General features: G+C 58.9%; 11 protein-coding genes. 9 read left to right on the forward strand and 2 right to left on the reverse strand.

What is annotated here, in order from left to right; genetic code table 11:
• Positions 1 to 2: 2 nt before the first annotated feature.
• Positions 3 to 1,604, reverse strand: a complete 1,602-nt coding sequence (locus AB5405_RS04930; protein ID WP_117769805.1) for an FAD-binding oxidoreductase — start codon at positions 1,602 to 1,604, stop codon at positions 3 to 5.
• 345 nt (positions 1,605 to 1,949) lie between these two features.
• On the opposite strand from AB5405_RS04930, the gene AB5405_RS04935 reads away from it, so the two are divergent.
• From AB5405_RS04935 to AB5405_RS04975, 9 genes are all read left to right on the forward strand, one after another.
• On the forward strand, positions 1,950 to 2,246 hold the full coding sequence (locus AB5405_RS04935) for a hypothetical protein (RefSeq protein ID WP_035137058.1): 297 nt from the start codon (positions 1,950 to 1,952) through the stop codon (positions 2,244 to 2,246).
• On the forward strand, positions 2,243 to 2,752 hold the full coding sequence (locus tag AB5405_RS04940; protein ID WP_035137057.1) for a hypothetical protein: 510 nt from the start codon (positions 2,243 to 2,245) through the stop codon (positions 2,750 to 2,752). Before AB5405_RS04935 ends, AB5405_RS04940 begins: the two co-directional genes overlap by 4 nt.
• Positions 2,753 to 2,841: 89 nt before the next feature.
• Positions 2,842 to 3,441, forward strand: a complete 600-nt coding sequence (locus AB5405_RS04945; RefSeq protein ID WP_368137770.1) for a hypothetical protein — start codon at positions 2,842 to 2,844, stop codon at positions 3,439 to 3,441.
• Between the two features lie 49 nt (positions 3,442 to 3,490).
• Positions 3,491 to 3,715, forward strand: coding sequence for a hypothetical protein (locus AB5405_RS04950; protein WP_368137771.1), 225 nt, complete (start codon positions 3,491 to 3,493; stop codon positions 3,713 to 3,715).
• A 9-nt stretch (positions 3,716 to 3,724) separates the two neighbouring features.
• Entirely contained in the window at positions 3,725 to 5,155 is a 1,431-nt protein-coding gene (locus AB5405_RS04955) for a hypothetical protein (RefSeq protein WP_368137772.1), read from the forward strand.
• 118 nt (positions 5,156 to 5,273) lie between these two features.
• Positions 5,274 to 5,990: a DUF554 domain-containing protein gene (locus AB5405_RS04960; protein ID WP_195363187.1), complete on the forward strand. Its 717-nt coding sequence runs from the start codon at positions 5,274 to 5,276 to the stop codon at positions 5,988 to 5,990.
• An 88-nt stretch (positions 5,991 to 6,078) separates the two neighbouring features.
• A complete protein-coding gene (locus AB5405_RS04965; protein WP_368042022.1) occupies positions 6,079 to 7,839 on the forward strand; it encodes a TerB N-terminal domain-containing protein in 1,761 nt (586 codons plus the stop codon).
• Complete coding sequence (locus AB5405_RS04970) at positions 7,832 to 9,136, forward strand: ATP-binding protein (RefSeq protein WP_368137773.1); 1,305 nt, start codon at positions 7,832 to 7,834, stop codon at positions 9,134 to 9,136. Before AB5405_RS04965 ends, AB5405_RS04970 begins: the two co-directional genes overlap by 8 nt.
• 116 nt (positions 9,137 to 9,252) lie before the next feature.
• Positions 9,253 to 11,697: a DEAD/DEAH box helicase gene (locus AB5405_RS04975; RefSeq protein ID WP_368137774.1), complete on the forward strand. Its 2,445-nt coding sequence runs from the start codon at positions 9,253 to 9,255 to the stop codon at positions 11,695 to 11,697.
• Between the two features lie 678 nt (positions 11,698 to 12,375).
• Here AB5405_RS04975 and AB5405_RS04980 read toward each other — a convergent pair.
• On the reverse strand, positions 12,376 to 12,841 hold a 466-nt coding region (locus AB5405_RS04980; protein ID WP_368137775.1), incomplete at its 5' end, for a hypothetical protein.

A 12,841-nucleotide genomic window follows, 5' to 3' on the forward strand; every position in this document is an offset into this window, starting at 1 on the left:
CTTCACGCGCCCCCTTTCTGGACGAGCTCATCCAAGAGCTTCTCCGAAAACAGGTTACCGCGACCCAGCTGCCCGGCAGGATCGAGCTGGAGCTTGAGCCGCGCCGACTCGACCATGGCCTCGTGACCGTACATCGTCTCCAAGAAGCCCGCCTTGATCTTGCCGACGCCGTGTTCTGCGGAGACGGCACCGCCCATGGCCGTGACCTCGGAAGCCCACTGGGCAAAGAGTTCTGCGCCGCGGCGATAATCCTGTGCATCGCGCGGCAGAATGTTCACATGCAGATGGTTGTTACCGATATGCCCCCAGGCGGCAGATTCAAGCCCACTTTCCGCCAGCGTGCGGCGATAGAGGGCGATAACATCGGCCAAGTGCGCGTTGGGCACCGACATGTCCGAACCCAGTTTGGTGATGGTGGGATCCATGCGGCGGCGCTCGTCGATGAGCATGTTGACGCTCTCGGGCACCGCATGGCGGAAGAATCGCTGACACTCGCGATCGACCTCGGTGCGCGCGACCCATGTCGCATCGTCACTGCCGCCCGCAAGCTCCAGTACCCACCCCAAGTGATACAGCTCCTCAGTCGCCTGGGCTTCGTCGTCGCAGTCGAGCTCCACGTAGACACAGACCTTGGCGTCTTTGTCGAGCGCAGGCAGCGAGGCAAACGCCGTCGACTGCTCGCGCTGGCGACGTAGAATATCCAGGGCGCCAGCATCGAAGTACTCGATGGCAGCCGCATGGGACAGGACGGGACGCACAGAATCGGTGAAGGACACGGCCTTGTCTTCGCTGTCGAAGAAGCAGCTCACGCCCCAAACGACCGCGGGTGCCACCTGCAGGGCAATCTCGAGTTCGGTGATGACACCGATTGTGCCACACGCACCGATAAACAGATCGATGGCATCCATATCGTCAGCAACGAAATAGCCCGAAGCATTTTTTGTCTTGGGCATGGTATAGCCGGGAAGATCGAGCTCGAGTGTACGGCCCGCTGCCGTCACGAGCGACAGGTGGCGGCCCTGGGCAAAAGCCTCGCCGCGCCGAAGCTCAAGCAAATCGCCATCAGCCAGCACGACGTGGAGTCCCGTGATATGTGGGCGCATGGGGCCGTAGGCGTAGCTGCGGGCACCGGAGGCGTTACATGCCGCCATGCCGCCCAGACAGGCAGACGCCTCGGTGGGATCGGTGGGAAAAAACTGCTCGGGAGCCTCTTGGAACTCCTCGTAGGCCTCAAGCGATGCCTGGTCCCAACCAGCGGTCGGCAGCACCTTCTTGCTCAGCTGCTTGCGCAGCTCCGAGAGCACAACGCCCGGCTCCACGCGCAGCAGAAATTGGCCTTGTTCATCGCGGCGAAGGCCCAAATAGCGATTCATACGGGAAGTATTGAGGATATGCCCGCCGTGGGGCACGGCGCCGGCGGCAAGGCCGGTTCGGGCGCCCTGAACCGTTACCGGAACACGCTCGGCATGGAGCTTTTCCAAAATGGCACGGACCTCGTTTTCCGTTGTCGGAAACGAGATGCTCGAGGCCTCGCCCGATGCGCGAGATTCATCGCGGCCATACTCTTCGAACTCGTCGGTGAAGGGTTTGATGGTTGCAGACACGCGAACTCCCCCTTTAGCTAACTACAGTGTTTGCAGGGAGATGTTACCGCATCGTTTCGTCGACGTGTTCGAGACCGTCTCCATAATTGGCGTTTTTTACGTTCGTGCAATTCGGCGAGCGGCTTGATTTCCTCGGCAGACGATGCTTTTGACACATATGGCCCCGCCGTCGCCGACCGCGCGATTGTCGCTCGAAAAAAGTTGGAGTATTTTTTGCCGCCTTTTACCTGCGGAGACGCCAATCCGTCAAGCATTTGGTCAGAAATTGGTCAAGTAGCGGCTGATAAGGTCGGCGTCGACAGCCAAAACCGATAGAAGTTTTGGCCCAGAAGCAGGGAGGTTCCCATGGCATATTACTGGCCCCAGTACGGCATCGCCATCGAAGTCGACGACGATCCCCATCTCCTGCCTTTCGACGAAGAGGCATTCCCCGATACGACGGTCTACCACGTTACCACCGATGTGATCTGCGACCCCGAGTCGTTCTCGGCGCTCGCCCACCACATCGCGCATATCCACGACATCGAGCTCCCTCCCGACTTCGACGAGCTCGTCTACTCGCGCCGTCTGATGCTTCACATGCTCTTTGGAGCGGACCCGTCCACCTTTGCGCGCGTCTATACCGCCAAGGATGCCGCATGAGCGCGAAGAAGCCACCCCACTTTGCAGGCCTGGGTCGTCGCAAGAAGCTCATCGTTGCCTGCTTGGCCATCGTCTGTGCCCTTGTCGCCGTAGGACTATACGTTTGGCAGTCGCAGCCCGTACCCGAGGCGGGCGCTTCGGTTACGACGGCCGAGGGCAAAACGCGCCAGGAAATCCAAGATGAGCTCGACGCCATCGTCCGCGACAACATGATGACGATTTCGGTCGCGCCGGTCGCTCAGCTGCAGGAGGACGGCAAACTGCGCGTCAACGTGCAAAACGTCCAAGACAATAAATTTCCCCAGCGATTCCGCGTCATCCAAAACGACGAGACCATGTACGAATCCGGTGTGGTCGAGACCGGCAAGACAATCGAGACGTGCCCCGCCGGCGACATCAAAGAAGGCGAGGCGTACATCGAGATCCAGGCACTCGATGCAAAGACCCTCGACAGCCACGGCAATCCGACACGTGTCAAGGTACGGGTTGAGCAAACCGAGAACTAGCCTTCCGGCCGACACGGCACCGCATGCAATTCACCAGCATTCGTCCAATCATCGCGGGGACGGCCCGCGGCGAATAGAAAGGAACGACCATGGACATCACCAGGAACATGAACGGAGTCAGAGCGCTCGTCGTGGGCACAGGGCTCGCGCTCGCGCTCGCAATGGGCGCCGCCCCGACGCCAGCTATGGCAGCCGGGCGCGTTGGAACCACGAAGGTAATGGTCAGGACCGAGATCGACAACGTTGAGTTCAAAGTTCCGACGGTTATTCCCTTCGTCGCCAAGGCCGACGGCACGCTTCAGGGCCCCTCAGAAGACGCGACCACCATCGACAATCATTCGGCCTACGGCATCCATGTCACCAACATGAAGATCGACGCCATGAACACCTGGACCATTGCCGCCGACGCCAAGGCCGGAACCGCGCAGAACTCCATCGACTTTAAGGTCGGCCCCGACGGCGCGCTCCAGAACGCCAGCGCCGCAATGCAGGGAACGGGCCTCGATCTTTCCAAGAATGCAGCCTTCGACATGGGCTACCAGGGCATTGCCGGTGGCACGGACAAAATTAAGCTCAAGACAAGCGGAAACGTCGCCCGCGTCACGCGCGACATCTTCCGCGTAACCGGCGAAGGCGATCAGGTTGCAACGATCACCTGGACGGTCGAGCCCGGTGCGCACACGGCATAAGGCCGTCGCCCTGGCCGCCGCCGTCAGCATCCTAGCGTTTGGGCCAGCCATGGCCTTTGCCCAGCAAGAACAGGCGCAGGCCGCCACGCAAGTGACGGTCGACCTCTCGGAGCTCGACCGCGGCGACCGCGAGGAACCGTTGGCGCAGACAGGCGACAGACGATGGCTCTTGGCAGCAGGCGCCACAGCAGCAGGCGCGGGGACCGCCGGCCTCGGTCTGCACATCAAACGCAGCCAGAAACAAAACACGGACAGGCCGCACCAAATTAGCTAAGGAGACCCTATGGCATCGAAGAACCTTTTGCCCGTCGTCGCACTCTGCGGCGCGCTCGCAACCGGAACGCCTGTCGCCGCTTGGGCGACTCCTGTCATGGCAGACTCCTTACCAGCGGCCCTAAGCTCCGCACCAAATCCGTCGAGCGCCATTGCGTGCAAGCGTTTTTCGATCGCACAGGCCGCAATCTCGACCTCGGGATGTCTTCGTCGTAATACGGACGGCTCGATAGTCGTGGATATCGATCGTTCGAACAAGGCAAACGGCTCCCAGGCGGGGTGCGCCGTCTGCACGTGGCGCTCGGCTGTGCTCGATGCAGATGGCGATCCATGCAATTTAGAGCTGCGCATCGACATCGCTTCGGTCGATGACTCGGCGAACGGAGCGAAGGTCGCCTTCGACGGTACGTTTTTTGAGAAAGGAGGCGGTATATGTCTGGGCTGCGCCGCCGCGAATGCAGACGATGCGCAGCCCACCCTCTCATTCACGGCATCATTGCGGCTGACCAAAGCCGGCACCGATGCCATCGCGGCGGGAGAAGCGTCCCTGCTGTTCTACGCCGTCAGTACCAAAGACACAGACGCTCATTTCGAGAAGCCAGCCGGATCACTCAGCCTTACACGAGGGATAGAGGCAGGTCCTTTTGAAATCGATTCCCACGCGCAAAGCAGGCAACGCATTCTTGCCGACCCGGCGCTTCTCGAAATGGAGTGGAACGGATCCGGAGCTATCGGAATTCTCCCCTCCGCGTTTGACGCCAAGACGCTCCCCCCAAACGACGAACCCATCAACGCAACCATACAAGAAGAGAGCGCGGACAAAGAAGCAGGTGCGGGCGACACGCCGTCGCCGACAAACAGCGTCCCAGCTTCTCTCGAAGCACCGAATGAACCCGCTACCGATCCAAACGATTCCGAACTCGCGGACAGTCTGGGGCTTGCTGATCCTCAAGAGATCGATGAAGGTAACTGCTGCGTGCTTGCCGCGCTCGACCACACAGAGGTCATCGACGCTGCGAACATCGAAGTTGCCGCCGCCAATCAACCCGTCCGCAAGTCGGCCATCATCGCATTTCCCGAATCCATCGAAGTCGTCTTTTTGCCATCGGGCGAGGTCGTGGCCCCAACACTGCTCACCTTGTTGGGCGCCAAGAATACTCGAAACGAAATTAAAAAGGTCACGGTTGTCGACCCTGCAACCACCGCCAAGCTGCGTCTATACGCCGTTGCTCCAGATGGAGGCAAGACCTTGGAATTCGATGGCGACACACTCCTAGCCTGGCGGCGTCTGGACATTATGCAAGACGTCTCGTATCAGATCGAACTCGAAGGGTTTGATCGTGCCCGCGATGCCAATATCATCGCCGCGGCTATTGAATTCCCGCAGCGGCTTATGACACTGCGCTTTGAATACTATCCCTATGTCCCGACAACCACCTGAGGCTTAAATGCTGCGCATCATTCCTAACACCACTTATATAACGTATTAGATGAGTCGCGATGTGCCTCGCATTTCGTTCTGCTACGATTGCCACGTTGGCATCAATACAGGAGGGCTCATGCCGGGCTTGGGAACAATCATCAACGTTGTGCTTTTAGTTGCGGGCGGTCTTTTGGGATTAGCGGGCGGCCGCTTCATTACACCGCGCATCCAAGACACGCTCATGAAAGCATCGGGACTGTGCGTCCTGTTTATCGGCCTGGGCGGCACCATGCAAAAGATGCTCATCATCGATGGAAAGGCGCTAGCGACCACCGGTACCACCATGCTCATCGTCTCATTTGCGCTCGGTTCGCTCATCGGCGAGGCCATCAACTTGGAGGCCGCCATCGAGAACCTTGGCGAATGGCTCAAGCGCAAGACTGGCAGTGAGGGCGATAACGAGTTCACCAACGCTTTTGTCTCGACATCGCTGACCGTCTGCATCGGTGCCATGGCTATCGTGGGATCGATCCAGGACGGTCTGCTCGGTGACTGGTCAACGCTTGCCTTGAAAGGCGCATTGGACTGCATCATCGTCTGCACCATGACGGCGTCGCTTGGCCGCGGCTGCATTTTCTCCGCCCTGCCCGTCGCCGTGTTCCAGGGGACGATCACGTTGTTTGCCGGCGCGCTCTCCCCCATCATGACCACGGCAGCCCTCGACAGCCTTTCGCTCGTAGGCTCCATGCTCATCTTCTGCGTCGGCGTCAACCTCATCCGTCCTCAGACCTTCCGCACGGCCAATATGCTCCCCTCCGTCGTCATCGCCGTCATCTACGCCCTCCTGTTCTAAATCTATCAACGCAGCGGTATCTCGAACATCTGTTTGATGCTGTGCTATGATATGAGGTCACCGTAGCTGCGTTAGGAGAGGAGAAGCGGTGGCCGACCAGGACATCAAGATGCTCATCGAGCGCATTATGGCCGAGGCCCGGACCCATCAGTCCACCCGCTTCTCAAACGAAATCTACGCAGACGAGCCGATTCTCAAAACCGGCCGACAGATGCAGAATTTCCTCCCCGACCAGTACCGTAAAATGCGCGAGATATCGCGCTGGCAGGATGACCCCAAGGGCGGTGCGGGCCGCTGGCTTTCGGAAGCCGAGCTTTTTTACCGCCAGGGCCTGCTGATGGCCGACTTTGAGGACGACTGTCCCTACAACGGCACCTTTAAGTCGTACTTTCCCACCTACAACGCCATGAGCGACCGGCAGCTGCGCGGCTACTTTACCTGGCGTGCCCAAGTGCGCCGCGGAACCGTCGAGGAAACGTCTACGTCCTTTGCCTTTCTGTATCTCTATGAGCTGATTTGCGGCATTGGCGTAGATGACCCGCTCGACGGTTTTAACAAGATCAAGGCCTTTTGGGATGTCTATCGCGCCTTCGAGCCCGGCATTGATCGGTTTGCACGCGTGTGGTTGCAGGATTACGCCGTATTCCATGGGCTCGACCCCAAGCTGCTCCGCGACTCTAAAACCGTCATGTTCGATAACGCCCTTATCGAGCTGCGGCGCGCGGCACGAGACCTTGTACCGGCACCGGCACCGTCCGACCAGACCCCCAAACGTCGCAAAACCTCCGAGCCCACGCTCCCCCTTCCGCCCGATGAGGTGCGCGAGGAGCGACTCATGGCCGCCATCAACGCCCTCTCCACGTACAACCTAAGTAACTCGCGGCTCGACCGCAGCCACCACCGCGATCTGCGCCACGTGGCATGCGCCGCGTATGTCCGCATGGCGCGCTACTATGACACGCATCGAAAGACCGGCATCGTAGCGAGCTTGTTTGGGGAGGAGACGGCCATGCCCTACACCATGTTTGCCTCGGCCGTATTCTTTGCGCCCGAGCGCCACGAGAACTGCGAATACCGCCTGGATCCCATCCATATCTACCGTTGCCAAAACGGCTTTTGGGAATGTATGCGTATCCATGGTAGTAGGCAAAAGAGCAGCAAGCTCGGTGAAATGATGCGCGCCTGCGACCAACGCCTGCGCCTGGCGCTGGACCCCGCCCATCCCCTTAAGGAAGAAAAGGTCCCCAAATATCTGGCCAAGATTATCGATGACGAGATTGTGGCATGGCTTTCGTGGGACGCCGCACACCAGCCCGTCAAGATCGATATCGACCTGACTCAGCTGGGGCACATTCGGAGCGCCGCTGCGCAAACGCGCGAAGCACTTTTAATCGACGAAGAGCGCGAGGACGGCGCACCTGTGGAAGCCGAGGCAGCGGACTCAGGGCAACCGGAAGCCGAGCCCGTAGCCGACGCGATTGTCGAGGCGGTCGCGGCACCCATTCGGCAGGACGAGACCGACGAGCCAACCATATCCACCGAACAGTTTGGTGTCGTGGCACCGCTTCTCGCGCCGACGCCCGCGTTCGCAGCTGTTGCGCCCGCTGACGCCACGAACGAACTCACGCCTGCCGCAGACGCCTATCTCCGCGCGCTGCTCGAGCACAACGCAGTACAGGCGGAATCGGCGGTAGTGCAATCGGGGCAGAGCGAGGACATGCTCGTCGACAGCATCAACGAGGCGCTCTTTGACCTGGTGGGCGACACCGTAATTGAATTTAGCGCGGCAGGGCCGCAGATTATCGAGGACTACGAAGCAGACGTGAGAGGATACCTAGACCATGAGTGATACCGCATCCGCAGCGCCCCGTGTACCCAAACGCGTCGCTGCCGTTATCCTTAACTCGCTCAAGGGCGGCGTGGTCCCGCGCATCGGCCTTCCCTATATCACCGTGGGACGCGAGGTCGAGATTCGCGCCCTGCTCACCGATTTGAGTCTCATCGCCGATGGCGGCGCGAGCTTCCGCTTTTTAGTCGGTCGCTACGGAGCCGGCAAGAGCTTTTTGCTCCAGACCATCCGCACGCACGCCATGGGCGAGGGATTCGTCGTCGCCGATGCCGACCTATCCCCTGAGCGCCGCCTGCAGGGCGGCCAGGGACAGGGCCTTGCCACCTACCGTGAGCTCATCCGCAACATATCGACTAAAACGCGCCCCGAGGGCGGTGCACTCAACCTTATCCTGGATCGCTGGGTCGCCTCGTGTGCCGATGCCGATGAGTCTGCCGTCAATGCCCAACTGGCCCCGCTCGAGGAAATGGTCCACGGCTTCGACTTCTCCCGTATGCTCCGCCGCTACCGCGCGGCCGTATCCGAGGGCGACGAAGAAGCTATGAGCCGCGTGACCAAATGGATTCGCGGCGAGTACCGCACCAAGAGTGAGGCACGCGCCGAGCTGGGCTCCTCAACCATCATCAGCGATGACGACTGGTACGACTACGTCAAACTCATCGCTCGTTTTTTGGTTTGCAGCGGCTACAAGGGCATGCTGGTGCTCATCGACGAGCTCGTGAATCTGTATAAGATTCCCAACGCTATCACGCGCCAGTACAACTACGAGAAAATCCTGACCATGTACAACGACACGCTTCAGGGCAAAGCGCAGTACCTGGGCATGATTATGGGCGGCACGCCAACCTCCATCGAAGACCGCCGCCGCGGCGTGTTCTCCTACGAAGCCCTGCGCAGCCGACTCGCTCAGGGCCGCTTTGCGCGCGAGGACCTTAAGGACATGCTCGCGCCCATCATCCGCCTACAGCCACTCACCTATGAGGAACTGCTGGTGCTGATCGAAAAACTCATGCAGATCCATGCCGGCTACTTTGGCTGGACGCCCTCGCTTACCGAAAACGACTTGGTGGACTTCCTCAAGATTGAGTTTGGCCGCGTGGGAGCCGATACGCACTTAACGCCGCGTGAAGTCATTCGTGACTTTATCGAGCTGCTCGACATCCTATGCCAAAACCCCGATGCTAACATGGCCGAGTTGCTGCAAAGCGTCGGTGGCGACGCGCTGGCGCCGGCAGCCGTAACGGACAACACCGACACCGCAAGCGAAGACCGCAACTTCGCCGAGTTCACCATCTAACCTGCCAAAAAGGGACAGGTTTATTTTGGCAGGTTTTATCTGGGCAAACGTCGAGACAGTAATGTAGCGAGCCACTGCTCACCGCGTTAAGAGATTCGTATTTGAGAGGAGGCCCCGTGAACGCCTTTGACCGATATGCTCCGTTTATCCAAGACTTCATCTACTCCCACGATTGGGAGAGTCTGCGCTCTATCCAGGTTGCAGCGGCAGACGCCATCTTTAACACGCAAGATAATGTGCTCCTGACGGCATCCACGGCTTCCGGCAAAACCGAGGCAGCCTTCTTTCCCATCCTGACCGAGTTTTGGGAGAACCCGCCCGCGAGCGTAGGCGCCCTCTACATCGGCCCCCTCAAAGCGCTCATCAATGATCAGTTCGTTCGCCTCAACGACCTGTGCGAAGAAGCCGACATCCCCGTCTGGCACTGGCATGGCGATGTCTCGCAGTCGCACAAGGCTAAGCTCATCAAAAAACCGAGCGGCATCTTGCAGATTACGCCCGAGTCACTCGAAGCGCTCTTAATCCATAAGCACATGGCGATCCCGCGCATGTTTTGCGACCTGCGCTATGTGGTCATCGACGAGGTCCATTCGCTCATGCGCGGCGACCGTGGCGGGCAGACGCTCTGCCTTATCGAGCGACTCTCGCGCATGGCAGGCGTGCAGCCCCGCCGCATCGGCCTTTCGGCCACCATCGGCGACCCCGAGCGCACGGGTGCCTTTCTCTCACAGGGAACGGGACGCGACTGCGTTATCCCCCGTTTTGAGGAACCGCGTCGCGTGTGGCGTATCTCCATGGAGCACTTCTACAACTCGGGTCCCCAGGCACAGCAGCGAGGATTCGAGAGCATGGGTCCTCAAGAGGCCGAAGTGCTTGCATGCGAGCGCATTGAGGCAGCGGCACCCGCGGCACTGCCCGCCGGCGCCCAAGACATGCGTCACAGCGGACAGCTCACACAAGAGGAGCGCCGTCAACGTCGTGAGCGGGCACGGGACAAGGCTACCTCCAGGGATCGCCGCACTTCGTCGGCCCCCGAGGGCGAAGTCGACATCCCCCGAGCACCCGAACAGGCATTACTCAACCCCACCGACACGGCGCCAGACAACGCCGACCCCGGCATGGGCTATATCTTTGAGCACACACGCGGCCGCAAGTGCCTGGTCTTTGCCAACTCGCGCGAGGAGGCAGAGGCCGTGTGCTCCATGCTGCGCAGCTACTGCGAGAGCCGGCACGAGCCCGACCGCTTTCTCATCCACCACGGCAATCTTTCAGCATCGCTGCGCGAGACGGCAGAAGAGCTCATGCGCGATGAGGAGCAGGCGCAGACAACCGTCACCACATCTACACTGGAGCTCGGTATCGATATCGGCCGTCTGGAGCGTGCGTTTCAGATCGATGCACCGTTTACCGTCAGCTCCTTTTTGCAGCGAATGGGCCGCACGGGGCGCCGCGATCTTCCGCCCGAGATGTGGTTTGTCATGCGCGAGGAAGAACCCGAGCCGCGCACGATGATGCCCGAGACCATTCCGTGGAAGCTCCTGCAGGGCATCGCGCTCGTACAACTCTATCGCGAGGAAAAGTGGGTCGAGTCACCCGAACTCGATCGACTCCCCTACAGCCTGCTCTACCACCAGACTATGTCGACGCTTGCCAGCACCGGCGAACTCACGCCGGCAGAGCTTGCCCAGCGCGTGCTCACACTCAGCTATTTCCATCGCATCTCGGCCGATGACTATCGCGTGTTGCTGCGTCACCTCATTAAGATCGACCATATCCAAGTCACCGAGGGCGGCGGGCTCATCATGGGTCTCGCGGGCGAGCGCATCATCAACAACTTTAAGTTCTACGCCGTGTTCCAGGAAAACGAGGAGTTCACCGTTCGCAGCGAATCGGCCGAGCTGGGCACGATTGTCAACCCGCCCCCGCCCGGTGAGCGCATTGCCATCGCCGGCCATTGCTGGATTGTCGAGGAAGTGGACTGGAAGCGTCACACCGTCTTTGCCACGCAGGTCAAGGGCCGGGTGCCGGCCTACTTTGGCGACTGCCCCGGCGACATCAATACACACGTACTCGAGCGTATGCGCAAGGCGCTCAACGAGCACGCGGCGTATCCGTACCTGATGGGTAACGCGCGGGCCCGTCTGGCGCAGGCTCGCCATACGGCCGAGATTTCGGGCGCGGGAACTAAGCCGCTCATCAACCTGGGTGGCGACACCTGGGTGCTCTTCCCCTGGCTGGGCAGCTACGCTTTTTTGGCACTCGAGCGCATGCTCAAGATTAAATGTGCCGCGGAGCTGGGCCTTCGCGGACTCGACCCGTCGCGCCCGTACTTTATGCAATTTAAGATGAAGGCCGACGAGGAGACATTCTTTGAGGTGCTCGCCGCCGAGGCCGAGAAGGACTTCGACCCCATCGAGCTCGTCTATCCCGGCGAGGTGCCTTACTTTGACCGCTACGACGAGTTTGTTCCCGAAGAGCTCGTGCGCAAGGGCTTTGCCGAAGGCGTGCTCGACATCGAAGGCATGAAGCAGCGCGTTCTCGACTGGCGCGACCACGCCTAAGACCAATCTTTTTGGCACGGGGTTTGTTAACCAGTCTTTTTGGAACGGGGCTATTTTAGCTACTTAATGTCGTCCAACGATTTCGATGGACCGCAAATAAGATCAATCTCGTATGTAGTAGCCGTCAAAATGGCCCCTCCCCTGCAAAAACAAAAGGTAACCGGAAGAAGACCCCCTGTCTTTACGGGCAAAAAGGGATAGAACAGTAAAGTACACCTGTCGCGTAATGTGCTTAATATTCAGGGATTAGATTTGCTAAGCAGAGCTGCAACCACCAATCGTTGTAATTTTAACGTTACAGGAAAAGCCTAATTCCTTCATAGTGCCAAACCCGCAGAGTAAATTGCCGACTGCAGTACCAAAAAAACTAAAACCCATCGCGTTCCACGACCTGAGTTTTCAACATATTGTGAATTGCATTAAGGGGAAGTTTCCCGCATCCACGTCTAGTGCAGACGTAGACGGGAAGCCGCAATTATAAGTCACTAGTCTGGGGCAGGATTAAACGGTTCATCCCTGGTAAGATATAGCAATCTTCGCCCGAGACCATTACTATTCCGCAAGCATCGATAAAACGCTGATATTCCTCGGCATTAAGGCCCACCGATTCAAAGCTAACGCGTACACCCGTAGCCATCAAGAAGGCTCGAAACTTCTGGCAGCTCGTCAATCGATACATCAATTCTTGAAGGCATGTATTCCACCAATTTTTAATGAAACAACGGCGGTAATCGCTATCGCCATCGCGCCAATAATACCGAGCGCTATCTGAATGGGATATAACCCCAACACATGTCCAAATATGGAGAAAAACATTGCGGAAAAGAGGGCCCTTACCAGAGACGCGACGGAAAGGATCGTCGCGCGGAGATCGTCCGCTATCGCGTCTTGGATTAAGTTTTCCGAAGTGATGTACACCACTTCTGGGAGGAAACAAAGCACCATGCTAAGGCCAAACAAACACAGCGGATTTGAAGCGAACCACGGAAGAATCATGAAAAGACCGGCCTCGATTAGCATCGAGCCGAGCATGGTATTTCTTTTCCCGAAACGCGATGAGAAGAAATCTGCTGCAATGTAGGCCGTCGCATTTACTGCATAGGATGCACCGAAAAAGATTCCTATTATGGAGACGGGAGCATCA

Origin of the sequence: Collinsella aerofaciens (assembly GCF_040920445.1) — a bacterium.
Lineage (GTDB): Bacteria > Actinomycetota > Coriobacteriia > Coriobacteriales > Coriobacteriaceae > Collinsella > Collinsella aerofaciens_BH.